The 26,767-nt window shown below is 62.3% G+C and carries 15 protein-coding genes; 13 read left to right on the forward strand and 2 right to left on the reverse strand.

From position 1 onward, the window contains the following. Positions 1 to 14: 14 nt before the first annotated feature. Positions 15 to 1,904 (reverse strand): NPCBM/NEW2 domain-containing protein, encoded by a 1,890-nt coding sequence (locus J2X24_RS20875; RefSeq protein ID WP_209725771.1) that lies wholly within the window; start codon positions 1,902 to 1,904, stop codon positions 15 to 17. Positions 1,905 to 2,404: 500 nt separating this feature from the next. On the opposite strand from J2X24_RS20875, the gene J2X24_RS20880 reads away from it, so the two are divergent. From J2X24_RS20880 to J2X24_RS20920, 9 genes are all read left to right on the forward strand, one after another. Then, the gene (locus tag J2X24_RS20880; protein ID WP_209725774.1) at positions 2,405 to 5,767 is read left to right on the forward strand and encodes a TonB-dependent receptor; all 3,363 of its coding nucleotides are present in this window, start codon (positions 2,405 to 2,407) and stop codon (positions 5,765 to 5,767) included. A 110-nt stretch (positions 5,768 to 5,877) separates the two neighbouring features. Further along, positions 5,878 to 7,380: a tryptophan halogenase family protein gene (locus tag J2X24_RS20885; RefSeq protein ID WP_209725777.1), complete on the forward strand. Its 1,503-nt coding sequence runs from the start codon at positions 5,878 to 5,880 to the stop codon at positions 7,378 to 7,380. Between the two features lie 149 nt (positions 7,381 to 7,529). After that, complete coding sequence (agaR, locus tag J2X24_RS20890) at positions 7,530 to 8,324, forward strand: transcriptional repressor AgaR (RefSeq protein ID WP_209725780.1); 795 nt, start codon at positions 7,530 to 7,532, stop codon at positions 8,322 to 8,324. 129 nt (positions 8,325 to 8,453) lie between these two features. Then, positions 8,454 to 10,535 carry a glycoside hydrolase family 36 protein gene (locus J2X24_RS20895; RefSeq protein ID WP_209725784.1) on the forward strand — a complete coding sequence of 694 codons (2,082 nt, stop codon included), beginning with the start codon at positions 8,454 to 8,456 and terminating at the stop codon, positions 10,533 to 10,535. A gap of 2 nt (positions 10,536 to 10,537) precedes the next feature. Then, positions 10,538 to 11,443, forward strand: coding sequence for a DMT family transporter (locus tag J2X24_RS20900; RefSeq protein WP_209725786.1), 906 nt, complete (start codon positions 10,538 to 10,540; stop codon positions 11,441 to 11,443). A 190-nt stretch (positions 11,444 to 11,633) separates the two neighbouring features. Continuing rightward, positions 11,634 to 12,935 (forward strand): D-tagatose-bisphosphate aldolase, class II, non-catalytic subunit, encoded by a 1,302-nt coding sequence (locus J2X24_RS20905; RefSeq protein WP_245345009.1) that lies wholly within the window; start codon positions 11,634 to 11,636, stop codon positions 12,933 to 12,935. After that, the gene (locus J2X24_RS20910) at positions 12,928 to 14,109 is read left to right on the forward strand and encodes an SIS domain-containing protein (protein ID WP_209725790.1); all 1,182 of its coding nucleotides are present in this window, start codon (positions 12,928 to 12,930) and stop codon (positions 14,107 to 14,109) included. The genes J2X24_RS20905 and J2X24_RS20910 overlap by 8 nt, the downstream gene beginning before the upstream one ends. 3 nt (positions 14,110 to 14,112) lie before the next feature. Further along, complete coding sequence (locus tag J2X24_RS20915) at positions 14,113 to 15,072, forward strand: N-acetylglucosamine kinase (RefSeq protein WP_209725792.1); 960 nt, start codon at positions 14,113 to 14,115, stop codon at positions 15,070 to 15,072. Then, complete coding sequence (locus J2X24_RS20920; RefSeq protein ID WP_209725793.1) at positions 15,065 to 15,715, forward strand: HAD family hydrolase; 651 nt, start codon at positions 15,065 to 15,067, stop codon at positions 15,713 to 15,715. The genes J2X24_RS20915 and J2X24_RS20920 overlap by 8 nt, the downstream gene beginning before the upstream one ends. Positions 15,716 to 15,718: 3 nt before the next feature. Here the strand turns inward: J2X24_RS20920 and J2X24_RS20925 are convergent, their stop codons facing one another. Continuing rightward, positions 15,719 to 18,796 carry a glycoside hydrolase family 2 protein gene (locus J2X24_RS20925; protein WP_209725795.1) on the reverse strand — a complete coding sequence of 1,026 codons (3,078 nt, stop codon included), beginning with the start codon at positions 18,794 to 18,796 and terminating at the stop codon, positions 15,719 to 15,721. A gap of 179 nt (positions 18,797 to 18,975) precedes the next feature. Between J2X24_RS20925 and J2X24_RS20930 the strand changes: the two genes are divergently transcribed. From J2X24_RS20930 to J2X24_RS20945, 4 genes are all read left to right on the forward strand, one after another. Beyond that, positions 18,976 to 20,031: a LacI family DNA-binding transcriptional regulator gene (locus tag J2X24_RS20930; protein WP_209725797.1), complete on the forward strand. Its 1,056-nt coding sequence runs from the start codon at positions 18,976 to 18,978 to the stop codon at positions 20,029 to 20,031. 314 nt (positions 20,032 to 20,345) lie between these two features. Continuing rightward, positions 20,346 to 23,153, forward strand: a complete 2,808-nt coding sequence (locus J2X24_RS20935; RefSeq protein ID WP_209725800.1) for a TonB-dependent receptor — start codon at positions 20,346 to 20,348, stop codon at positions 23,151 to 23,153. Positions 23,154 to 23,366: 213 nt separating this feature from the next. After that, on the forward strand, positions 23,367 to 25,280 hold the full coding sequence (locus J2X24_RS20940; RefSeq protein WP_209725803.1) for a glycoside hydrolase family 3 protein: 1,914 nt from the start codon (positions 23,367 to 23,369) through the stop codon (positions 25,278 to 25,280). Further along, entirely contained in the window at positions 25,261 to 26,766 is a 1,506-nt protein-coding gene (locus tag J2X24_RS20945; RefSeq protein WP_209725805.1) for a tryptophan halogenase family protein, read from the forward strand. The genes J2X24_RS20940 and J2X24_RS20945 overlap by 20 nt, the downstream gene beginning before the upstream one ends. The last annotated feature ends 1 nt before the right edge of the window (position 26,767 follow it).

Consider the following 26,767-nt stretch of genomic DNA (forward strand, 5'->3'; position numbering starts at 1 on the left):
AGGAGTGATCAGAGTCAATTCACCAGCTTCGCCTCGCCCCAGGTGACGGGCTGGCCGTCAGGGCCGGTGGCGACCAGTTCAACAACCTCTACGCCGGCGATGTCGGCGGACAACGTCGCAGCGGTCGCGCCAAAGGCCAGATCACCGCTTTCCGCCAGCTTCCTGCCGTCGCCGTAAACTGCGAAGCGTACGGTCTGACTGTTATTGACACCGGAATCGTTGACGCCGACACGGGCCTCGAAACGCTTGAATTGCTTGTTGCTGCGTATCTCCATGCGGGAATTGCTCAAGGTCCCGATGCCCGATCCAAACGCCTGACCGGCGATCGAAAGCCCTTCGCGATAAGGCGACACGTCCGCCTGCGCACCGCCCCAGCCGGTATAGGCCGGACGTTCGCCGGCATTGCGCGTGCCACTCCATTGGCCGACCATCTGGTGCACGACAGGATCGGGCGTCGGATTGACGACGCCGTCCTCGGCGACGTGGATTCGGCCAGGGATTTCGGACAGGTAGGTGCCGTCTTTCAGTTCGCGCGTGCCCGACACTTCGAAGACCAGGGTTTCGCGTGGCAGAACGCTGAAGGTCGTCTCGTTGGTGAAGGTCGATTGCGCGCCGCTCCACAGATTCTTCAGCTTGATCTCCGAACCCGCCGCCATCTTGAGGTGGCTGGCGATCAGGTTGACATCAGCCTTCAACAGGCCGCGATTGAAGATGGCGACCGCCTTGGTGTTGCTGTCGGCAAGCGTCTTGACGAAGATCTGCACGTCATCGCTGTCGTAGGCCAGCACGGCCTGGTGGCCGCCGGAATCCTGGTTGACGCGAACGAGGTCGGCATTGCCCCAGATGTCCAGTAAAGACTTGGGCGCATTGCGCAGATCATAGCCGATGATCAGCGGCGCATTGATCATGGCCCACAGCGAAAAGTGCGACCGCGCCTCGGTCAGGTGGTTCTGGTCGAAATCGCCATGGCCGATGAAGAGCATGTCCGGATCGTTCCACGCGCCCGGCCGGGCGTAGAGCGCGCGCGTCGAGGCCGAATCGAAGGTGTGCAGCATGCGCGTCCACGTCGGCGTGATGTCGCCACTGGTCCGCCACAGATTGCCGACTTCATTGCCCCAGGACCGGACATCGGCTGTGCCCCAGTTGCAGATCGAATAGACGTAATCCTTGTCGGGATTGTACTTGGCGATCGCCGTGCCGATGTCCTTATAGATGTTGCGGACCTCATCGACCTTGGTGCGGCCGATATAGTTGCTGTCGATCAGGGGCGGGAAGGGCTTATAATTATGCGTCTTCACGATCTCGCGGTCGGCGCCATAGACGTTCAGCCCGCAGGCATCGACCTTGATATAGTCAAAGCCCCATTCCTTGAAATAAAGCGCGATGTCCTTGTCGACATTGCCGTACAGGCCAACCTGACGCTCGGCTGTGTCGCCTTCGGGCAGGTTGGGCGAATGCAGGTCGTAGGCCTGTGAGCAGGCATTGTAGCCCGCATCACTATAGATACCGGCCTTCAGCCCCATGCTGTGCAGGCGGTCGGTGAAGGGACGGAAGCTGGTTTCACCCTTGCCCTTTGGCTTGGCCGAGGGAAATATCTGGGTTCGGATGATCATGCGGCCGTCGCTCTTGCGCCGCTTCAGCCACCAGCCGTCATCGATATTGACATAACGATAGCCGAGCTTCGCCAGGCCGCTGTCGACCAGCTTCTGCGCCGCGCCCATGACCTTGTCTTCGTCGACCTCCGTGCGGAAGGCGTTCCATGAACTCCAGCCCATCGGTGGCGTGGGCGCATTGCCGATGCTGGGCGCGGTCCATTTGCCCGCTGGAGCAAGGCCGTTTTCCGCCGCAAAACCATGGACTGGTATTATGAGCAGGGCGCCAAGCGCGATTGTCAGGACCTTCATGAGCCGCCTCCTGTTTGTACGATAATTGCGAGCTTCACATTTTTGCGGAGAGCGATCAACAAGCGAAGGATAAAAATTTCGTTTTATTTGTCTTGCGTACCCCTTCGCATATTGTGACGGCGGTCGATGAGATGTGTCCTGCGGCACGAAATACAGGTTTTTCACCTGTGAATACGGCCGTGCCGGGTTTAAAGGCTGCATGCGTGTGAAAAATATCAATTAAAACAATTGAAGCGGCATTTTTCGAGGCGGCTTGGCAAGCGGTGTCATACGCTTTTCCACGCGAAGACACCAGCTTCCGAAGACGGGCGGATGTATTTTGTATGATATATATGTGTCTTTTATGTTGCGGTATATTGCGATTGTGAATGGTTTCGCAACTTAATGCTGGACGAAAAATGTGCGTGATATAAATCGAAAAGCAATGTTAGCTTCGTTTGTTTTCGGGTGACGAAAACGCGGGCCGCAGATATAACCTTATAACGAAAAGGGCGACGGAGATGAGGATATCCAAAACAGCGGGCGTTTCGGTTGTGACACTGGTCATGGCGGCCTCGGGCCTGTGCGCGCCGGCGGCATTCGCGCAGGATACGGCGGCTGCGGATGAGGAACCGCAGTCGGAAGTCGTGGTGGTCGGTACGCGCAAGGCGCTGAAGACGGCCCAGGACATCAAGCGCAACGCGGACACGGTCGTCGATTCGATCACCGCCACCGATATCGGCGCCTTCCCGGACAAGTCGGTCGCCGAGGCGCTGCAGCGTGTGCCGGGCGTCTCGGTCATCCGTTCGGCCGCCAAGGACGACGTGATGCACTATTCGGCCGAGCCGTCGGGCGTCATCATTCGCGGCTTGCCCCAGGTCCGCTCCGAGTTCAACGGCCGCGATACTTTCAGCGCCACTTCGGGCTATGGCCTGTCGTGGTCGGACGTCCCGCCGGAAATGATGGCGGGCGTCGATACCTACAAGAACATGACGGCGGAAATGATCGAGGGTGGCATTGCCGGCTCCGTCAACCTGCGCACGCGCACGCCCTTCGACAGCAAGGGCCGCGTCCTGGCCGCCTCGGCCGAAGCCAACTATGGCAATTTCAGCGAATCGATCACCCCCAGCCTGTCAGCGCTCTACTCGGATCGCTGGCAGACCGATATCGGCGAATTTGGCCTGCTGCTCAACGGCGCTTACTCCAAGACCGACACGACCAGCCACGCCCTGACCATCCCGCGCATGGTGGTGTTCGCGCCCGGCACCTATACGGCTGAGACCAACTATATTCCGTCGGGCATCGCCTTCAACAAGACCGACTATGAGCGTACCCGCGAAGGCGTATCTTTGGCGGCGCAGTGGCAGAACAACGACCGCACCATGCGGGCGACCCTGCAATATAACAGCACCAAGTACGAGAACACCTGGAACGAAGACCAACTGATCAGCTACTGGTTCTGGGTCGATCCGGCGTCGACGACGCACTCGACCGTCTGGAACGATCCGGCGCAGATCGCGCCGCCCGACGCGCCGGGCCTCGGCTTCAATGAAGCCGGCGGCGGGACGCCCTACACCTTCGGATCGGATGGTCTGTTCCAGAATGGCGTCATTACCCGTTCCAAGGGTGGATGGGGCTATGGTGCGATCGACTGGTCGACCGGCACCTCATATGTCCCCGGCTCGACCGATCAGTACGGCACCTATGACCAGTTCGGCGTCGCCCTGCCGGTCATTCAGCCCTGTATCAAGTCGGACGTCAGCCACGCCAATCAGGATTGCCGCGGCGCGCCGATCGTCAACACGGCGACGCGCTATTCGCACGAAACGCGCAAGATCGACGACGTCTCGCTGAACTTCGTCTGGGACGCGACCGACAAACTGCGCTTCAACTTCGATGCCCAGATGGTCAAGGCCACGACCTATAATTACGACATCACCTTCGAATTCACGACCTATGCCGACCTGGGTCTCGACCTGACCGGCAAGTATCCGGCCTTAAGCCTGCTCAAGCCGTCGGGTTACAATGTCATCGGCACCGATCCCCTTTCCGATGCGCGCAACTATTCGCCGGAATCAGCGATGGACCACATCACCGACAGCGAAGGCGAACTGAAGGCGGTCCGCGCCGACATGGCCTACGAATTCGAAGGAACGTGGCTGGATGCCCTGCGCGCCGGTGTCCGCTTCGCCGACCGCAAGCAGACCCACCTGTGGTCGTCCTATAACTGGGCCAGCATCGCTTCCGACTGGGGCGTCAACCCGGCCGATTCGTGGTTCCTTGACTCCAAGCGCACCACCAATCCCGACGGTTCGGTCAAGTTCCAGGGCTATGAGCCGGGCTATTACGAGACGCGGGAATTCGGCGGCGACATGTTTGGCGGCGATCAGCTGAGCCACAACCAGTTCGTCTTTATGTCGCACGACATTATCTCGAACCCCGAAGAACTGGCCAAGCGCTTCGCCATCTCAGGTCAGACCGACGAGGGCGGCACGGCGTCCTCGGGCTGGAACCCGATCTGCGAACGCCCGAACGAGGTGGCCGACAGCTGCTTCACCGCCGGCGAACGCCTGCAGGTCCGTGAAAAGACCGACTCGGCCTATGTCATGCTGAAGTTCGGTGGCGCGGACGCCATGATCGGCGATTTCAGCGTCTCGGGCAATGCTGGCGTTCGCTTCGTCAACACGACGGTCGAAAGCCTGGGCGCGGTCAACTTCGCCACGCCGTTCACCGCCGGCCAGCTTGTCTGTACGCCGCTGACGCCGGAACAGATCGCCGCGCTGGGGCCCAACCAGTACGCCATATCGCCGGGCTGCCTGGCGGCGGCATCGACAGAAGACCAGGCCTTCTCCAATGGCGGCAGTGCGGTGTCGAACGTCACGACGACGCACAAGAACGTCCTGCCCAGCTTCAACCTGCGCGTCGGCGTCGCCGACGACTGGTTCGTGCGTTTTGCAGCATCGCGCGCCATCTCCAAGCCCGATATCGGCCTGCTGCGCAATTTCATGACCCTGAACCGCAGCTTTATCGACCAGGCCGACATCGTCGCCGGCAATCCAAACCTGGTGCTCAATAGCGCCGGCCAGCCGGTCAGCTACAAGTTCGGCTATACCGGCACGACGGGCAATCCGCGCCTGAAGCCGGTCAAGGCGGATCAGTTCGACCTGGCGGTGGAAAACTACTTCGATACGGTGGGTTCGATGAGCTTCACTCTGTTCTACAAGAAGTTCGACGACTACATCCAGAACGGCACCTTCGTCATTCCGTACACCAACAATGGCGTGACGCGTGATGTGGTGGTGACCGGGCCGGTCAACGGCGAAGGCGCGACGATCAAGGGCTTCGAAGCCGCCTATCAGCGCTACTTCACCTTCCTGCCGGCGCCGTTTGACGGCCTGGGCGTTCAGGCCAACTACACCCACATCAAGAATTCGGGTGTCAAGAACGCCAATCTGATCGTCGACAGCGACGGCGGTGTCGCCACGGCGCGTTCGGCCCAGTCGGGCATGATCAATGCCGGCCGCCTGGAGAACCTGTCGGACGACGCCTACAACCTGATCGTCATGTACGAAAAGGGCAAGGTCGGCGCCCGTCTGGCTTATAACTGGCGCTCGGAATACGTGTCGTCGGTCAATGACTGCTGTATCGGCTTCCCGGTGTGGAACGACGCCGAAGGTTTCCTTGATGCTTCATTCCGTTACGCGCTGACGAACAATATCGAACTGAGCGTTCAGGGCAGCAACCTGCTCGGCACCGAGGTTCGCATCCGTCAGCAGGTCGCGGGTCCCACGAACCTGGCGCCGAACACCGAAGCCAAGTTCATGCCGGCCGGCTGGTTCGAGTATGACAAGCGTATTCAGGTCGGCGTGCGCTTCAAGTATTAGTCATTTAGCAGCTTCCCCTGGCTTCCCTCCCTAGAAGCCTGACTAAGGGCGGGCCGTCTTCGCTTCCCGGAGAAGACGGTCCGCCCATTTTTCTTTTTGGAGTTCCGGTTATGACGGCGGTGCGCAAAATCGTAATTCTCGGCGGCGGGACGGCCGGATGGATGGCCGCGGCCTGCATCGCGCGCATGTTCGGCACGAAGGACCACACGATCGCACTGATCGAGTCGCCCGAGATCGGAACGGTGGGCGTCGGCGAAGCCACCATTCCTATGATCAATATGTTCAACAAGATCCTGGGCATTTCCGCTGCCGACATGGTGCGCGAGACCGAGGCGACCTTCAAGCTGGGTATCGAGTTCGTCGACTGGGGCAAGGTCGGCGATGCCTATCTGCACCCGTTCGGCGCCTATGGCGCGGATATGGGGGGTGTCAGTTTCATTCACTGGTTCCTTCGCCATTCGGCACAGACCGGCACCTGGGACCCCGGCCGCTTCAATCTTGAAACCGTCGCCGCCCGCACTGGCAGGTTCGGCGTCCTGCCCAATAACGATCCGTCGCGGCCGCCGCTCAACCACGCCTATCATTTCGACGCGGCCCTCTATGCCGGCTTCTTAAGCCGTTATAGCCAGGCGCGCGGCGTCATCCGCCACGAGGGCACGGTGACGGAGGTTCATCAGGATCCGGACAGCGGCTTCGTCACGGCGCTCGACCTCAAGGACGGCCAGCGCATCGAAGGCGACTTCTTTATCGACTGCTCGGGCTTTCGCGGCGTGCTGATCGAACAGACCCTGAAGTGCGGCTATGAGGACTGGTCGCAGTGGTTGCCGTGTAATCGTGCCTGGGCTGTGCCGTGCAAGCGCATTGAGGCGCCGGTCCCCTACACCCGTGCCACGGCGCGGGAGGCCGGGTGGCAGTGGCGCATTCCTTTGCAGCACAGGACCGGCAACGGCTATGTCTTCAGCAGCGATTTTATCGGCGAGGCGGATGCGCGCGACGCCCTGATGTCGCGCCTGGACGGCAAGGCTTTGGCCGAACCGCGCAAACTGTCCTTCGTCACCGGCCACCGCCGCAAGATGTGGGACAAGAATGTCGTGGCGCTCGGCCTGGCCTCGGGGTTCCTCGAGCCGCTGGAATCGACCTCGATCCACCTGGTGCAGTCGGCCCTGTCGAAGCTGATGAGCTACTTCCCGAAGGACGGTTTCGATCCGGACGTCGAGGATCACTTCAACCGCGTCATGCTGGGCGAATATACGGCCGTGCGCGACTTCCTGATCGCGCACTATAAGCTCACCGAGCGCGAGGACACGCCCTTCTGGGCCTATTGCAAGCATATGGAGATCCCGGACTCCTTACGCGCGCGCCTCGATATCTTCCACCACACCGGCAACTATGTCGAGCCGCCCTATGAGCTGTTCCGCGAGAACAGTTGGTTCTCGGTTCTGGCCGGGCAGGGGCTGCGGCCGAGGAGCTGGCACCCGGTCGCCGACATGATGACAGGGGAGGAACTGGCGCACCACATGACCCAGATCAGCAACCTGGTCGCGACGACGGCAGCGGCCCTGCCGGCGCACGAAGCCTTCATCCAGTACTGCCACGGACGGCGCGCTTCGTAGCGCTCAATATACAATTTATCTTTCGTTATGTCGTATATTGTATGTTACCTTGTTCCGCCGGGGGTCCGGTTCGCATGGCGTTGAAAACGTGCGCGAACTGTTGGATAAGCGAAATATCCGGCACGGGGACGGTTTCAAGGAAGATGGCTATGGCCGAAGGCTCGGGAAAATTGATGCGCGACACCAGCAAGCGCCGGCGTCAGATCACGGCGATGCTGAAGTCGCGCGGCAGCGTGCAGGTCGTTGCTCTGTCCGAGCAGTTCAGCGTGTCGATGCAGACCATCCGCAAGGATCTGCACTATCTTGAGGAGCACGGCATCGCGACGCGCGCCTATGGCGGCGCCATCTCGTCCGAGGTTGTCAATGTCAGCGCCGAACCGCCGATCGAGGCCAAGCGCGTCAGCCATACCGAGGAAAAGGAACGCATTGGCCGGCTGGCGGCTTCGCTGATCAAGCCCGGTGATTCGGTTATTCTCGATTCGGGCACCACGGCGCTGCAGATCGCGCGCTTCCTGCCCGACGAAGAAGACATCACGGTCGTCACCAATGATTTCGACGTCCTGGCGGCCCTGACCCAGAAGCGCAAGATCAAGATCGTCATGCTGGGCGGCGAGCTGCGCCGCAAGAACATGGCGTTTTACGGCGCGCAAACCGTTGCCGCGCTGGAAGAACTGGTCTTCGACAAGCTCTTCCTGGGCGTCGATGGTTTCGATGTCGAACGCGGCATCACCACCCACCACGAACCCGAAGCGCTGCTGAACCGCAAGATGGTCGAAAGCGCCCGCCAGGTCATCGCCATCACCGACTCGTCGAAGTTCGGCAAGGTCTGCCTGCATCGAATCATCGACGTTTCCGAGGTCGATATCCTGATCACCGACGGCGACGTGCCGGACTTAGTGCGCGAAGCGTCCGGCCGTCTTGGCTTTGAACTGCGTCTGGCGTAGTTGTCTAAGGCAACAAAACGAAACTTTTAATTTCGGTTCGTTCGTTTTTGTTTGCCTAATCCCCATAGCTGTGCATGATTGGCATAAGCAAACAGACTGGCTGCCGCCGCGGCCGGGAAGGGGAGTTCCATGATTTCGCGACCGCTCACCAACCGTCGACAGCTTCTCGGTCTTATGGCCGGAACCGCCATCGCCTCCGGCCTAGCTGGCAGGGCATTTAGCGCCGAATTGAGTCTGGCGTCCGCCGGTGATGCCGCCCTGACCATCGAATATGACAGCCGCCTCTATAGCCGTTTGGTGCGCAGGAATGACAATCTGGCGCTCACCGATTTCGCGCCATCCGATACGGTGACGCTCAAGGACGGCCGCACCATCGACGCCTTTGCCTTGAGCGGGCAATCGAAAATCAAGGTCAGTAACCGCCACGGCAAGGGCACGCAGTTCACCATGCGCGGCCGGTCCGCCGAAGGACTTGAAAAGACGGTGTCGGTGACTTTTTACGACAACTATCCAGGCTTTGGTCTTGTTAGGACCAGTTATCGCAACACCGGTAATGCGGCGCTTGATATCGCCTCATGGCGCGGCAACGGCCATACGCTGAAGGCGTCGGGCGCTGGGTTCTGGTCGTGGTCGGGATCGACCCATCCCGATCGCCGCGACTGGGTACAACCGGTCAAGGACGGCTTCGATCAACCGAACTTCATGGGCATGAACGCTTCGGACTATGGCTCGGGCACGCCGGTCGTCGACGTCTGGCGCCCGGATGCGGGTATCGCCACCGGCCATATCGAACTGACGCCCAAACTGATCTCACTGCCCTTGCTGGCGACACCGGTCGGCGCCTCCATTGCCATTTCCGAGGAGCGTGCCATTGCGCTGAAGCCCGGCGAGAGCTTCGATACGCTCGACACCTTCGTCACCATCCATACCCGCGACTATTACGCGACGCTCGACGCCTATCGCCGCGTCATGGCCGAACGCGGACTGGCGGCGCCGAAAGCCCCGGAAGGTTCCTATGAGGCCATCTGGTGCGCTTGGGGCTATGATCGCAACTTCAATGTCGCCGAGGTCGAAGGCACCTATGCCAAGGTCAAGGAACTCGGCTTCAAGTGGGCTGTACTCGACGACGGCTGGCAGACGAATGAAGGCGACTGGAGCCTCGACCCGCGCAAGTTCCGCACCGAGGCCGAGATGGTCGCCTTCGTCAAGGCGATCCGCGCCGCCGGGCTGAAACCCAAGCTGTGGCTGGCACCCTTGGCCGTCGATCCGGGTTCGGACCTGCTGCACGACCATACGGACATGCTGCTGCTCGACGCCAACGGCGCGGTGCAGGACGTCACCTGGTGGAACGCCTTCTACCTGTGCCCGGCCTATCAGCCGACGCGCGACTATACCCAGAAGCTGGTCCACAAGATCATCCACGAGTGGGGCTATGAGGGCTTGAAACTCGACGGCCAGCACATGAACGGCGTGGCGCCGTGCTACAACCCGGCGCACAACCACGCACGTCCGGAAGAGTCGGTCGAAAAGCTCCAGGATTTCTGGAAGCTGGTCTATGACACGGCGCGCGCCGCCAATCCGCAGGCCGTCGTTGAGTTCTGCCCGTGCGGCACCTCCTACGCCTTCCATAACCTGCCCTATACCAATCAGGTGCCAGCCTCGGATCCGCTGTCGTCCTGGCAGGTTCGTCTTAAGGGCAAGTCGCTGAAGGCGCTGATGGGCCGCGACGCGGCCTATGCCGGCGACCACGTCGAACTGAGTGACGGCGGCAACGATTTCGCTTCGACGGTCGGCATCGGCGCCGTCATCTCGACCAAATTTACCTGGCCGAACGAGGGCAGGGGCAAGGACGCCAACTTTCGCCTGACGCCGGAACGCGAGGCGGTCTGGCGCAAATGGGTCGACATCTATAACGCCAAAATGCTGCCCAAAGGGCAGTATCTCGGTGAGCTCTACGATATCGGTTTCGACAAGCCGGAAGCCCACGCGGTCGAAAAGGACGGCAAGCTCTACTATGCCTTCTACACGCCCAAGGACGCGCCCCACTGGGACGGCCAGGTCGAACTGCGGGGCCTCAAGGCCGGCAATTACAAACTGACCGACTATTTCAATGGTGCGGATTTGGGCACGGTAACGGCCAAGACAAGCCGCATTCCGGCAAAGTTCGAGCGCTTCCTGCTGATCGAAGCCGTGCCGGCCGGGAGGGCTTGATCATGAGCGAAGTCTCACCCGCCACCACGTCCAAAACCGACAAACGCTGGCTGATCTTCGCGCTCGGCACCGTCGTCCTGTGGGGCGTGTGGGGCGCCTTTACCGGCATCTCCGCCCAGCGCGGCTTTCCGGAAACGCTTGTCTACTGTGTCTGGGCGCTGACCATGATCTTGCCGGCCGTCTTTGTGCTGGCCAAGGCCGGCTGGAAACTCGACCGCGACTGGAGGTCGATTTTTTATGGTCTCGCCATCGGCCTGCTCGGCGCCGGCGGGCAGATGATCCTCTTCTATGCGGTGACGACGGGGCCCGCCTATCTCATCTTCCCGGTGATCTCGCTGTCGCCGCTGGTCACTATCCTGATGTCGTTCGTTTTTCTGCGCGAACGCACGACGTGGCTGGGTGTGCTCGGCGTTGTCCTGGCGCTGGTCGCCCTGCCCATGTTCGATTTTTCGCTCGAGGCCGGCTTTTCGTCGTTGACCAGCGGCGGCAGCTGGTTCCCGCTGGCCCTGATCATCATGGCGTGCTGGGGTATCCAGGCCTATTTCATGAAGCTTGCCAATAACAGCATGAGCGCCGAAAGCATCTTCTTCTACATGATGATCGGCGGGCTCCTGCTGGTGCCGGCGGCGTGGATGATGACCGACTTTTCCAGGCCGGTGAACTGGGGCCTGGATGGGCCGTGGCTTGCGGCCGGCATCCAGATTCTGAACGCCATTGGCGCGCTCAGCCTCGTCTATGCCTTCCGCTATGGCAAGGCGATCGTCGTGGCGCCGATGACCAATGCCGGCGGCCCTCTGGTGACGGCGGCAATTTCGCTGCTGGTCGCCAATGTCGTGCCCGGTGAACTGAAGATCGCCGGCCTGATTCTGGCCTTCATTGCCTCGGCCCTGCTGGCGCTGGCGGCCTGAGCCTTTCTTTACCCTTTCGCTCATATCCGGGTGCGCAACATAAATCGCGCCCGGATATGATTTCATTTTGAACTGACCGAAATTTTATATGTTTCGTTTTCATTGTTTTGATTGCGTAAGGCGCAGTGTTGCGCTAAGACTCATTTTATAAAGACGCATTTATTCAAGGGAGCCTCGCGTTATGAAGGCCATGCTCGATCTGGTATCGCGCCATAAGTCCGGAACGCCGTGCGGGATCTATTCGGTATGTTCGGCGCACCCACTCGTGATCGAAGCATCTTTCGTTCACGCGCTGAAATCGCAACTTGATGTGACCCTGATCGAAGCCACCTGCAACCAGGTCAATCAGGACGGCGGCTATACGGGGATGCGTCCCGACGACTTCCGTGAGTTTGTGTTCGCAATTGCCGACCGGGTCGGTTTCGACCGTTCACGCATCCTGCTGGGTGGCGACCACCTGGGGCCCAATCCGTGGACGTCTCTGACCGCCGAAGAGGCCATGAAAAAGGCGGATGTGCTGATCGAGCAATATGTCGCGGCCGGCTTCCGCAAGATTCACGCCGACTGCTCGATGTCGTGCGTCGATGATCCGGTGCCATTGCCGGAAGAGACGATCGCCCGTCGCGCCGCGCGCCTGATCCGCATCGCCGAAGATACGCAAGCGCGTGTCGGTGGTGAAAAGTGCGTCTATGTCATTGGCACCGAGGTGCCGGTGCCTGGCGGCGCCGCCGAAGACCTGCCGGAGCTGGAAGTGACCACGCCCGACGCGGCCCTGGCGACGATCGAAACCCACCGCGCCATCTTTGCCGAACTGGGCCTCAATGATGCCTGGGAGCGCGTGGTCGGCACGGTCGTCCAGCCGGGTGTCGAATTCGACCACCACAAGGTCATCGACTATAAGCGCTCAAAGGCGGTCCGCTTAAGCCGCGCCATTGAGTTCCTGCCGGGTATCCTGTTCGAAGCGCACTCGACCGACTACCAGACTCCGAAGGCGCTGAAGGAACTGGTCGAGGACCATTTCGCCATCCTGAAGGTCGGTCCAGGCGTCACCTTTGCGCTTAGAGAAGCCTTGTGGGCGCTTGACGCCATCGAGCAGGAATGGATCCCAGAGGACAAGCAATCCCGCTTCCGCAAGATTACGCTCGAACGCATGGCGGCCGAGCCGCGCAATTGGGCGAAATATTATCACGCAACAGGGCCTGAACTGCGCTTCGATTTGCAATATAGTCTGTCGGACCGCATCCGTTACTATTGGCCGGATGCGGCCATTACCGCGGCTCAGGAGACCATGTTCGACAATCTCGGCACCAATCCGCCTCCACTGGCGCTCATCAGCCAGTACCTGCCGGACGCCTATGCGGCGATCCGCGGCGGCGGCCTGGCGCTGACGCCCGCCAACCTCGTCATCGCCCATATCGGCGCGACACTCGACGGCTATCAGGCGGCCTGTACCCCCATGAACGTAGTATCCCCGGAGCCGGCATATGCCTGACACCCTGACGAATGAAGCGCTTTTTGGCTTCGACGCGAAGACCCTGGAAGCCAGGGGCGGATTGTGGACGGCGCGCGAGATCGCCCAGCAACCGCAAATGCTGCGCGAAACGCAAAGCCTGCTGATGGCGCGTCGCGATGAGATCGCGGCCTTCCTGGCGCCGGTCCTTGCCCCCGCTAATGCGCGCATCATCCTGACCGGTGCGGGTACCTCGGCCTTTATCGGTGAGTGCCTGGCGCCCGTGTTGGCGACACAGCTGAAACGCCGGGTCGAGGCGATCGCCACGACGGATCTCGCCTGCGCGCCGCAGCTCTATTTCGAAGCCGACACGCCGACCCTTTTGGTCTCATTCGGCCGCTCGGGCAACAGCCCGGAAAGCATCGCTGCCGTCGAGCTGGCCGATCGCTTTGTCACCAGGCTGCACCACCTGGTCATCACCTGCAACGACGACGGCGCGCTTGCCCGTTATGCGGCGCAGGACCGTGGTCTGACCATATTGCTGCCCGAAGCGACCCACGACCGCAGCTTCGCCATGACGTCGAGCTTCAGCTGCATGACGTTCGCGGCGCTGTCGGCCCTGTCGGGGATCGAGACGTTCGCTCCGCGCATCGACGCCATCGCCACGGCTGTCCAGTCGGTTATTTCCGATTATTCGGAAGCTATGAAACTGGCCGCCGATCAGGGCTTCGAGCGCATCGTCTATCTCGGCAGCCATATTTTCAAGGGTTTGGCGCGTGAGAGCGGGCTGAAGCTTCTGGAATTGACGAATGGTGCGCTGGTCACCATGTTCGACTCGCCGCTCGGCTTCCGCCATGGCCCCAAGACCATCGTCAACAACAAGACCCTGGTCGTCGTCTTCTTCTCGAATGACGCCTATACGCGCTGCTATGATGCCGACCTGCTGGAGGAACTGCTGCGCGACGGCGACGCCGCGCGTGTCATCGCCATCACGGCCCGGGATGGCGTTGGCCTTGATGCCGCCGACACCATCCAGGTGCGGGGGCTCGAGACAGCCGACGACGCTGACCTGCTTTTCCCCTATATCGCCGCGCCGCAGATCTTTGCGTTTTACCAATCGCTGCGCCATGGCCTGACACCGGACAAGCCGAACGCCTCGGGTACGGTCAACCGCGTCGTCCAGGGCGTGCGCATCCACGCGCTGGAAGGCCGGTAAGGGATGGCGCGGTCCTACTTTCTGGGCGTCGATGGCGGCGGCACCAAGACGGGCTTCGTCCTGGCGGATGAAACCGGCCACGTCGTCGCCAGCCACCAGCTGGGGACCAGCTATTATATTCAGATCGGCTTCGACGGCCTGCACGAACTGCTGGCTCAAGGCGTGGGCACCCTGCTGAACGGCGCCGGCGTGCGGCCCGAAGAGGTGCGCTACGCCTTTTTCGGACTGCCGGCCTATGGCGAGGATTCCCACGCCCAGGCCTTTCTCGACGTCATACCGGAAGCGGTTCTCGGCCATCATCGCTATCGCTGCGGCAACGACATGATCTGCGGCTGGGCCGGATCGCTGGGTGGCGAAGATGGTATCAACATCGTGGCCGGCACAGGGTCGATCGGCTATGGCGAGCACGCGGGCCGGTCGGCGCGCGGCGGCGGCTGGGGCGAGATATTTTCCGACGAGGGCTCGGCGCACTGGATCGCCGTCCAGGGCTTGAACGCCTTTTCGCGCATGGGCGATGGACGTCTGCCGAAAGGGCCTTTGTATGACGTCTTCATGGCCGCGATGGACCTGAAGGTCGACCTCGATATCTGCGGCGCCGTCTTCGGCCGCGAACCGCCGTCGCGCGACAAGATCGCCGCTATGTCGCAACTGGTCGCTCGCGCGGTCGACGCCGGCGACGTCACGGCGCGCGGCATATTCGACCAGGCGGGGCGCGAACTGGCCGCGATCGTCGACGCCATCCGGTTGCAGCTCGACACTCCGTCCGACGAAAGGGTGCGCGTCTCTTACTCCGGCGGTGTCTTCAAGTGCGGCGAGATGATCCTCGAACCGCTGCGCCGGCACCTAAGCGCCTTGTCGCGCAGCTATGACATCGTCGAACCGCTGTATTCGCCCGGTGTCGGCGCCATCCTGTACGCGGCGCGGCTGGCCGGCCAGCCCATCGCCCTTCGCGCCGATGCCTGACCTGAAGGCGCTCTTGTTCGATCTCGACGGAACGCTGAGCGACACCGATCCTGTGCATTTCGAGGCGATGAAGGCGACCTTCGCCGAGGAGGGCATAGGCCTGACCGAGCATGATTTCCGCATCCATATCTCGGGTCATTCCAATGCCGACATCTTCGCGCGTTACTTTCCGCACATGCCCCTGGTCCAGCAGCGCGCCTTCGCCGACGCCAAGGAGGCGGCGTTTCGCCGGCTGGCCACGACGCTTGCGCCGACGCCCGGTCTTGACCGGCTGCTGTCGTGGGCGGACGCGCGGGGCCTGAAGGTCGGTCTCGTTACCAATGCGCCGTCGCTGAATGTCGATCATATGCTGGGGGCGCTGGGCCTGACCAGCCGGTTCGACACCATTGTCTATGGCGAGCTCCTGCCGCGCGCCAAGCCCGATCCCTTGCCCTATCTCGAAGCGCTGTCACGCCTGAACTGCCGGGCCGCGGAGGCGATCGCCTTCGAGGACTCCGTGCCCGGCGTGATCGCGGCCAAGGGAGCAGGCCTCTATGTCGTCGGCCTCCTGAGCGCGCAGAGCCGCGATGTCCTTGAGGCTGCCGGAGCGGACATGGCGGTCACCGACTTCAGCGACGCTGCCCTGTGGCGCAGGCTGCGATAGCGGTTATCGTCCGGGCTCCATAATCGTGAACACCAGGGAGCCTGAATAGGTGCCGTCCGCCTGCGCGGGTTGGCTGGCCGGGCCGGTGTTTTCCGGGGTAACGAACTTCGAGCCCATGGCGGGAATGGCCTGCATGAAGGAGATATCGCCGGCCGGGAACTCTGGCGAGGTGTTGATATGCCCCAGTTGCGGCGTGCCGACGCGCAAGTAAGTCTGGTCGGACGCGCTGGAGGCCAGCCACGCACCGGCATCGGTATCGAAGCGCGCCCAGCGCAGGCCGGCGAAATAGCCCTGGAACTCCGGATAGACGGCCGCACCGGGGCGGTCGATGCTGCTTTTGGCTTCGCGGACGCCGAGTTCCGGCCCGCGCAGGCGGTTTTGCCAAGCGCGATAGGGCCCTTTGCCCAGGCTGCGGATGGATTGAATACGCTCTTCCGGGTGATCGAAAGTGATACCGTGATAGATGTAGTTGCCGGTGATGGCGTAGCTGTAGTCGAGCTTCAGTGATCCGTCGCCGCGCAGCGTCCAGCGGAAGCGGCCGAGGCCGGTTTCGGACCGGGCTTCCAGCCAGGCCTCACCATCCGCGGTGCCCGTGGTCACGATGGCAGGACCCGCGGGGAGGGGGAAGCGGTCGGCCTCGAAACCGATGCGGACCGTCTTGGGCGTAATGACACGGCCCGCCTCGCTGGTGGGCGTGGAGTAGCGCACGGCCGATACCATCTGCGGCGGGAAATTGTAACGGATGCCATCGGAGGCGCGGCGCGTGCTGTCATAGATCGTCCGCCACGCCGTGCCGTCGCTGATCTCCAGTTTGAAGCCGGCATAGCTGTCGGTCTTTTCAAGCGGCAGGTCGATCTCGATGACATTGGCCATCTGCGCCGCGATCTGCGCTCCGCCCCTGCCTGTCACCTCGGTCCAGGCGGGTTGCGCGTCGCGCGGCCGCGCGAAGACGAGGCGCGGTCCATTGCTCAGCGCAATCGTCTTACTGCCTTTGCTGATGTGGCGAAGCAGGCCCGTCGCCGGGTCGAAGGTTGCGGTTGTCTTGCCGGCGGTCATGCGGATATCGCCGCCCGTCCTGACGAGATGTGCCTTGCCGCTCGTGAGAGCAGCGGGAAGCGTTGGCGCGGAGACCGGCCATGTCCAGGTCCAGACGTCCTGGCCGTCCGGGCCGGTAGCCGTCAGGGTGATGGCGTCGGCCGTTTGCCAGTCGCGGGGCAGGTCGAGCTTCAAGGTGCCGTTGCCATGGGGCGCGATCTGAGGACCGGCAAAGGTTCCACTGGCGAGGACCTTGGGCGCGATGGTCTTGGCGGCCGGGCTGGCGAAGCGGATCGTCCGCCAGGTGAAGCGCACCTGCGCGAGCGAGGTAAAGTCGTAGAGATTGCTGACTTTCAGCGTGCCGTCGAACGCCGCCGAAAGGTCCGGCGCCGCGATCTGGACCGGCGACCAGATGTTGCGGATGGTGAAGTAGCTGCCTTCCTTTTCGTGATTGGGGCCGACAAGACCGTCGGGCGCATAGGTGCTGAACGAATCGATGGCGCCGCCGCGATCAGTGCGGGCAATGCTTTCGTCGACCAGCGCCCAATGGAACAGGCCGGCGCCGCGCGGTGAGGCGGCGATGGCATTCCAGTAGTCCTCGAGCCCCGCGCCCGCGCCGCCGTCATAAAGCGCATGCAGGACCTCGGTCGGCATCAAGAGATGTTTGTCCGCCAGGCGCTTGGTCAGGTCGGCCCAGTTGGAATAGTGCTTGGTGTCGATGTCGTCGTGCAGTTCCCATGGATGCAGGACGCGGCGCTGTTGCGGGTCGTAGAGCGCGAATTCGCCGTCGAGATCGCGGTTCCAGCCGCCTTCATTGCCGTTGTCCCAGAACAGGATGCTCGGGTGGTTGACGTCGCGTTCGACCATTTCGCGGATCAGGAGTCGGCCATTGACCGTGTCGTGGGCGTGCTGCCAGCCGCTCAGTTCATTGAGAACATAAAGGCCAAGCTCGTCCGCTGCCTCCAGCAAGGCCGGGTCAGGCGGATAGTGCGACATGCGGATGGCGTTCATGTTCATGGACTTGACCAGCCGGACGTCGTCATAGCTGTCCTGCCGGTCGAGCGCGCGGGCGGTCTTGGGGCGGAAGCTGTGCCTGTTGGCGCCCTTCAGCAGGATGCGTTGGCCGTTGAGGTAAAGTCCCTGGCCCGGCCGGACCTCGAAGGTCCGAAACCCGAAGCGTTCGGAAGTGGTGTGGATGACCGTATCGCCCTTGTAGAGCGACAGTTTCAATCTGTAGAGGTTCGGTGTTTCGGCCGTCCAAAGGGCAGGCGCATCTATACGCGTCGCCAGCCGGACCTTGCCGGCGCCGCCAGCGGGCAGGGTGAAGGAAACCGGCGCGCCGGCGGGCTTGCCGTCCAGCGTGACCACCTGGCCTTGGACGCGCGTCGCCTCGCGGGCGCCGTCGAACTGGATATCGGCGGTCAGGTTGCCGTCGGCGCGGGCATCGATGGCGACGTGGCGGATGGCTTCGGTCGGCGAGACCTCGAGCCAGACCGGCCGGAAGATGCCGCCGAACACCCAGTAGTCGGCGTCGCGTTCGGCCCAATTGGTATCGCGGTTGCTGGATTCCTTGGCGACATCGACCTCCAGCATGTTGTCCTGGCCCAGCTTCAGCTTGTCCGTGATGTCGTACGAGAAGCGCGTAAAGGCGCCCTGATGCGTCGGCCCCGCCACCTGTCCGTTCACCTTGACCGTCGCGTCGGTCATGACGCCTTCGAAAACCAGGCGGACGCGCTTGCCCTTCCAATCCGCCGACGGCGTGAAACGCAGCCGGTAGAGTCCGTGTTCGTTGCTGCGTGCCAGGCGCTGTTCGCCGTAATTATAGGTGCCGAAGCCGTGCTGCTCCCAGTTGGACGGCACGGGAATGGTCGTGGTTTCGCCCGCGCGGCGGCCGCCGGTGACGGAAAATTCCCACGGGACGGCGTCCTTCGGTCCCTGGCCCGACAGGTAGACCCGTTCGGTTTCGGGCGCGGCAAGACCGGGCGACGCACCAAAGCAAAGAAGCGAAAGGGCGATGAAAAGCGCGCGCGTCAAACCTGTGATCATTCGCAACCTGCCTGTTTGTCTGGTGCGGAGGGCTTCGGTGCCTCCATATTGGCGACAGGTATAGACGTAATTGTATGATTATAGAAAGAGGCTTTGACGGCGTGATGCACACAGTGGATGGACAAGTGCGCCAAAACACGAAATGATTGCACCGACTTTCCAGTAACCGGACGCTGCCTTTGCCCGCTCGTAAACCGACCATCGACGACGTCGCCGCGCTGAGTGGCGTCGGCCGCGCCACGGTCTCCCGCGTTCTGAACGGTGGACCCAATGTCCGTGACGAGGTGCGGGCGCGCGTTCTCGAAGCCGTCGAGAAGCTGCAGTACAAGGTCAATATGCAGGCGCGCTTCCTGGCCGGCGGCCGGACCCAGGTGCTGGGGCTGATCTACGCTTCGGACCTGGATAGCGAGCCCAACTCATTCTATCATTCCGGCCTGGAACTGGGCGCATTGCGCGCCTGCACCGAGTTCGGTTTTCAACTGGTCATGCACACAGCCAATCAGCATTCGCTGACCCGGGCAACGCGCATCATCGAATTCGTTGACCAGAGCCGGTGCGACGGCCTGATCCTGACGCCCCCCTTTTCCGATGACACCGACCTTCTGGAGCAGTTGCAGGGGCGCAATGTGGCCGTCGTCTGCATCTCGCCCGGCGAGGCGGCGCAGAAGCTGGCTTCGGGCGTCGGCATTGACGACGAGGTCGCCGCCTATGAACTGACGCGGCATCTGGTCGGCCTCGGCCACCGCCGTTTCGGTTTCCTCAAGGGCTTGCAGGGCCACCTGTCAGCCGAGCAGCGTTATTCCGGTTTCCTGCGCGCCTTGGCCCAGGCCGGCATCGGCGAGGACGCCGTGGTGGCGGCGCGTGGCAACTTCACGTTCAAGTCGGGGATCGAACTGACTCCCGGCCTGCTGAAGGACGGACAAGGGATCACCGCGCTCGTCTGCGCCAATGACGACATGGCCGTGGGCGCCCTGTTCAGCATCCACAAGATGGGGCTCAATGTGCCGCGTGACCTGTCGGTGGTGGGTTTCGACGACACGCCGGTGTCGGAAATCATCTGGCCGCCGCTGACGACCGTCCACCAGCCCCTGAAAGCCATGGGCTATCGCGCCGTCCAGATGATCGTAGAGCGCGTCAAGACCGGGGGCTCTGCCCCGCCGCCGCGTTTCGAAGCCATCGCCCACCGGGTGGTGATCCGCGAATCCGCCGCCGCGAGCCAGCCCGCTCACGTATAATTTATGGAAGCGCTTCCATTTCTGACCGCCCGCGTGTTTCTCGCGCGGTGAGCGGCCGCTTCGCCGATCGCGACTCGTTAACCCGCGATTAACCCCGTGGCATTTCACCAGTACGCATAAGCAGTTCCACTGCGACAATGCGTGCCATTTCCGTCACGGGCGTCGTGAATTCGCCGCAATTGGGAGCGGTTTCAAAAATCTTCGATATGTTGGACTTGACATGAACCGGCGTATCTGCGCATTCGTTGGAAGCGCTTCCAATTCCGCTCCGTCAAGAGGGCGGGGGCACATATTCCGATACGGGAGGAAAACAAATGAAAGCCAGACACCGTCACGCCACAGCCGCGTGTGCGCTGATCCTCGCCATGGCCGCGACCGGCGCCTATGCGCAGGATACCGCGACGACCCAAGCTGAGACCGCACCCAGCGAAGAGGGCGACGCCGTCGTCGTTACCGGCATCCGCCGCGGCCTGCAGGACTCGCTGACGCTGAAGAAGCGCAGCACCTCGATCGTCGAAGCCGTTTCCGCCGAAGACATCGGCAAGCTGCCGGACGCCTCAATCGCCGAATCCCTGGCCCGCCTGCCGGGCCTGGCCGCCCAGCGCGTCGGCGGCCGTTCGCAGACCATTTCGATTCGTGGCCTGTCGGGCGACTTCGCCGCGACGCTTCTGAATGGCCGCCTGCAGGTGTCATCGGGTGATAACCGCGCCGCCGAATTCGACCAGTATCCGTCTGAAATGGTCGCCTCGGCCATCGTCTACAAGACGCCGGACGCGTCGCTGACCGGCCAGGGCCTGTCGGGCACGGTGGTGCTCAATACGGTGCGCCCGCTCGATCACAAGCAGCGCGTCCTGTCGGTCAATGTCCGCGGCTCCTACAACACCAATGGCGAACTCAACGCCGACACCAGCGTCTGGGGCAGCCGCCTCAGCGTCGCCTATATCGACCAGTTCATGGATGGCAAGCTGGGCGTGGCCCTGTCCTATGCCCACCTCGATGATCCGTCGCAGCTCCAGCATTCCAAGAGCTGGTGGTGGGACAAGCAGGGCGATGTCCCGGGTTCATCGCCGGCTGTGCCGCGCTTCGGCGCCGGCAATGGCGACGCCATGGGCCTGCACGGCGTCGAGATCTGGGCGACGTCGCGCGACCAGACCCGCGATGGCTACATGGCCGTTCTTGACTTCAAGCCGAACGACAATTTCCGCAGCGTGAACGACTTCTACTACTCGGTCTTTGACCAGGACGAAGTGACCCACGGCGCCCAGTGGTACCAGACCCAGTGGACCGACGATGTCCGCTTCTCGGACGTCAAGGTGTCCGATATCGGCGGCTCGCCGGTCGTGCAGGAAGCGACCGTCAGCGGCGTCGCGCCGATTGTGCGCAACGACAACAACCTGCGCCGCGACGAAATGTTCTCGTTCGGCTCGAACAACCGCTTCAATATCGGCGACTGGCGCACCGTCGTCGATCTCGGCTATTCGCGTTCCGTCCGCAAGGAAACCATCGCCGAAACCTATGCCGGCTATGGCACCAGCCCGACGCCGGTTACGCGCACGTTCGACACCATCAAGGAAAACATCGCCTACGGCGGTTTCCCGTCGCTCGATCCGGGCTTCAACTACGCCGATGCCAACAATGTCTATCTCGGCGATGCTGCCCCCTGGGGCGGCTGGGGCCACGACGGCGCCATCCGTACGCCGCGGGTGACCGATGCATTGCTGACCTCGCGCATCTCGGCCGCGCACGATGTCGAATGGGGCGGCGTCAAGGGCGTCGAATTCGGCGTCGACTTCTCGCACCGGACCAAGACCAAGGGCGTCGATGAGTGGGACCTGTGCCTGAAGGGCTGGGACCAGGTAACCAGCGACTGCCACGGCACGCGTGTCCGCGTCGCCGATGCCGACCTCAACGAGCCGACCAATCTCGACTGGGCCAATTTCGGCGGGGTGCTGTCCTACGACCTGACCAATGTCGTCGGCAAGTATTACGACCGCCGCGCCATCAAGAACGAGGACAATCTCAACAAATACTGGCAGGTGGACGAAGAGCTGCTGACGGCCTACGCCAAATTCACCATCGACAGCGCGCTCGGTTCGCACGGCCTGCGCGGCAATTTCGGCCTGCAATATGTCGAGGCCAAGCAGACCTCGGCCGGCAACGAAATCGTGTCGCGCGCCAACGGGCCCCTGGTTCCGGCGGTCGGCAAGTGGGTGTCGACCGACACCACCTACGGCCATTTCCTGCCAAGCCTGAACCTGATCCTGGATGTGACTGACGACTCGGTGGTACGGTTCGCAGCGGCGCGTTCGATGGCCCGTCCGCGCATGGACGACATGCGCGCCAGCCGCAATGCCGGCGTCGGCGTCGATGGCACCTGGAGCGGTGGTGGCGGCAACCCGAACCTGAAGCCGTGGATCGCCGACGGTTTCGACTTCTCCTACGAGCGCTACTTCAACCGCACCAGCTATATCGGCGCGGCCTTCTTCCAGAAGGTGCTGCGCAACTATATCCGCAGCCAGACAACAGCCTATGATTTCACCGGCTGGTCCAATCCGTCGGGTATCCCGCCGATCAGCAATATCGGCCGCTTTACCTTGCCGGTGAACGACAGCGGCGGCAATGTCAGCGGCATCGAGCTTTCGGGTGCGCTCGACGGCGCCCTGGTGGCCGACTGGCTGCAGGGCTTTGGCGTCATCGGCAGCTTCGCCAGAGGCTGGACCGACGTCGAGTCCGGAGATCCGATCGATCCGTCCAAGCTTCCGGGCTTCTCGGGCGACGTCGCCAATGTCACCGGCTATTACGAGAAGAACGGCTTCTCGGCGCGCGTCAGCTATCGCTATCGCTCGGCCTTCCTCGGCGAAGCCTATGCGCTTTATGCCAACCGCGCCGTTACCCGTATCCTGGCCGACAACCAGGTCGACGCGCAGTTGAGCTACGAGATGCAGGATGGGCCGCTTAAAGGCGTGACCTGGATGATCCAGGGCTACAACCTGGCCAATTCGGACTATCAGACCCAGCTCAAGGTCAGCGAAAACCGCGCGGCCGACGGCACCTCCTTCCCGGAAAACTACGAGGAATACGGCCAGACCATCCTGTTCGGCTTCTCGTATAAGTTCCAGTAGTCGCAATATGCCGAAACAACGTTCGGCGTAGCCAAAAGTGGTCACCGGTTTTCGGCTAGTTATTGCGATAAAGCATAGCCTTCTCCCTGGTTGCCGGAACCGAACCGGCAGCAAGGTCCTTTGGCGGAGGGATCGATCCCCAGGATCCCTCCGTCCTTTTCCCGAATATCAAGTTTCATGACGCGGCAGCGCTAAAGCCGCGAGGATATCGCCATGTCCCTGCTCAATACCGCCGCACGCATCGCCATGATGGCCGCCGTCATGGCCGCCGGCTCCGTTTCCGCCGAGCCGCTGAAAGGGTGGCCGAAGATAACCTCCGCGATTTCTCCCGATGCGGCCGTCGAGGCGAAGGTGGCGAAACTGCTGGCCGGCATGACGCTGCGCCAGAAGATCGCCCAGATGACGCAGGTCGAGATCAAAACCGTCACCCCGGCGGACATCAAGGCCTACCAGTTCGGCTCGGTGCTGAATGGCGGCGGCTCGTGGCCCAATATGGACAAGCACGCGACGCCGAAAACCTGGATCACCATGGCCGACAGCTTCTACAATGCCGCGAAGATTCCGCTGCTGTGGGGCACGGACGCGGTGCACGGCCATTCCAACGTCTACGGCGCCACCATCTTCCCGCACAATATCGGCCTGGGCGCTGCGCGCAACCCGGAACTGGTCCGCGAGATCGGCGTCGCCACGGCAAGGGCCGCGCGCGCCACCGGCGTCAACTGGGCGTTTTCGCCGACCGTCGCCGTCGTGCAGAACCCGCGCTGGGGCCGCACCTATGAAAGCTTTTCGTCCGACCCTGAACTGGTCCGCGCCTATGGCGAGGCCTACACGACCGGCATGCAGGGCGACTTCAAAAAGGCCGGCAATATCATTGCCACGGCGAAGCACTTCATCGGTGACGGCGGCACCGACCAAGGCATCGACCAGGGCATCACGAAAGTCTCCGAGACCGACCTGATCAATACCCACGCGCCTGGCTATTTCGGCGCGCTCGAGGCCGGCGCCCAGACCGTCATGGTATCCTACAACAGCTGGACCGATCCGGTGACGGGCAAGGCCTGGGGCAAGATGCACGGCAATGGCTACCTGCTCAACGACGTCCTCAAGGACAAGATGGGTTTTGACGGCTTCGTCGTCTCGGACTGGAACGCCATTTCGCAGATCCCCGGCTGCAGCAACGACCATTGCCCGCAGGCCATCAATGCCGGGGTCGACATGATCATGGTGCCGTTCGACTGGAAAAATTTCATCGACAAGACCGTCGCCGATGTCGAGGCGGGCACGATCTCGCAGGCCCGAATCGATGACGCCGTCACACGCATCCTGAGGGTCAAGGTCCGCGCCGGCCTGTTTGGCGCCCGCCCGTCAGCCAATGCCTATGCCGGCAAACCTTCGGCACTGCTGGCGCGCGAACTCGGCCGCCGCGCCGTCGCCGAAACCCTGGTCCTGCTCAAGAACGAAAAGGCCGCCCTGCCGCTGAAGGCCGGGAGCAAGCTGCTGGTCGTCGGCAAGAGCGCCGACAACCTGGCCAACCAAGCTGGCGGCTGGAGCATCACCTGGCAGGGCACGGGTAATACCAATGTTGACTATCCCAATGCCGACAGCGTGCTGAGCGCGATCAAATCGGCCAATACCGGCGGCACGATCACCTACAGCGCCACGGGCGCCGATGTCGATGTCAGCCAGTTCGACGCCGTCATCGCCGTCATCGGCGAAACGCCCTATGCCGAAGGGGCGGGGGACATCAAGCCGGGTAAGCTGATCTCACACAGTGCGCGCTTCCCGGCCGATCTTGATGTCTTGAAGGCCGTATCGGGCAAGGGCAAGCCGGTGGTCACTGTCTTTGAATCCGGCCGCACCGTCTATGCCAATGACCTGATCAATGCCTCGGACGCGTTCGTGGCCGCTTGGTTGCCGGGCACCGAAGGCAAGGGCGTCACCGACGTCCTGTTCGGCAGCAAGGACTTCCATGGCGTCCTGCCGTTCTCGTGGCCGGCGACGCCGTGCGAAGGCGCGGCATTGTTCCCGGTGGGCTATGGCCTCAGCTATGCTAAACCTGCGGCAACGGCCACGCTGGACGTGGCGAATGTGACAGGGTGTCCCACGCATGCCGCAGCCAATCCGTAAAGTCGTCATCGCGGGGGGAGGGACCGCCGGCTGGATGGCCGCCGCCCTCCTGTCGCGCCTGGCAACCAATCTCGACATTCGCCTGATCGAGTCCGATGAGATCGGTACGATTGGGGTTGGCGAGGCGACTATCCCCGCGATCAAGACCTTCAACCGCCTGGCCGGGATCGACGAAGACGCCTTCATGCGGGCGACCCAGGCTTCGTTCAAGCTGGGCATCGCGTTCAACGGCTGGAACGGCGAAGGTTCCAGCTACATGCACGGCTTCGGCAAGATAGGGCAGGACCTCGGCTGGTTGCGCATGCACCACTATTGGGTCAAGGCGCGTGGTAGCGGCCGCGTGCCGCAAAACCTGGCGGACTATTCGATCAACACGGCGGCAGCCTATGCCGGGCGCTTCATGCGCTCGCGGCCGGACATGCCGGAGAGCCCGCTGCGTGACATCGCCTATGCCTACCATTTCGACGCCGGCCTGTTTGCCCGCTTCCTGCGCGGTGAGGCCGAGGGCAGGGGCGTCCGCCGCACCGAAGGCAAGATCATCGACGTGGCGCAACGCAGCGACGATGGCTTCATCGAGGCGGTGGTGCTGGAAGGCGGCGAGCGCATCGACGGCGAGCTGTTTATTGATTGCTCAGGCCTGCGCGGCCTGCTGATCGAACAGACCTTGAAGACAGGTTATGAAGACTGGACGCACCTTCTGCCGTGCGACCGCGCCGTGGCGGTGCCGTGCGCCTCGACGCCCGACTTCGTGCCCTATACCAAGGCGACGGCGCGCGCCGCCGGCTGGCAGTGGCGCATCCCATTGCAGCACCGCATAGGCAATGGCTATGTCTTTTCCAGCGCCCACATCAGCGAGTACGAGGCGACAGCGACGCTTCTGGCCAATCTTGATGGCGAGGCCCTGGCTGATCCGCGCGTCATCCGCTTCACCACGGGCCGCCGTAAAAAGTCGTGGAATCGCAATGTCGTGGCCATCGGGCTTTCGGGCGGTTTCCTCGAGCCGCTGGAATCGACCAGCATTCACCTGATCCAGAGCCATCTGCTGCGTCTCTTGTCGCTCTTCCCGGACACAGCCTTTGACCCGCGCACCATCGATGAGTTCAACGCCCAGAGCGAGTTCGAGTTTTCACGCATTCGCGACTTTATCATCGCCCACTACTATCTCAACAATCGCGACGAGCCGTTGTGGCGCGCCTGCCGCGACATCGCTTTGCCCGAAGCCTTGCGCCGCAAGCTCGACAATTTCGCCGCCGCCGGGCGGGTGTTCAAGGACGGCGAGGAACTGTTCGCCGAGGAGAGCTGGATCCAGGTGCTGATCGGCCAGGGCCTGATCCCCGAAAGCTACGATCCGTTTGTCGATCTCCAGCCCGACGAAAGAATCATAAGATATCTCAATGACATTGCCCGCGTCATCACCAAGTGCGTCGGTGTCATGCCGTCGCATGCGGATTATGTCGCAGGGCAGGTCGCCGCAGGAAGGATGTAAC

This window comes from Asticcacaulis solisilvae, from assembly GCF_017875235.1.
In the GTDB taxonomy this organism is placed as follows: Bacteria; Pseudomonadota; Alphaproteobacteria; order Caulobacterales; family Caulobacteraceae; genus Asticcacaulis; species Asticcacaulis solisilvae_A.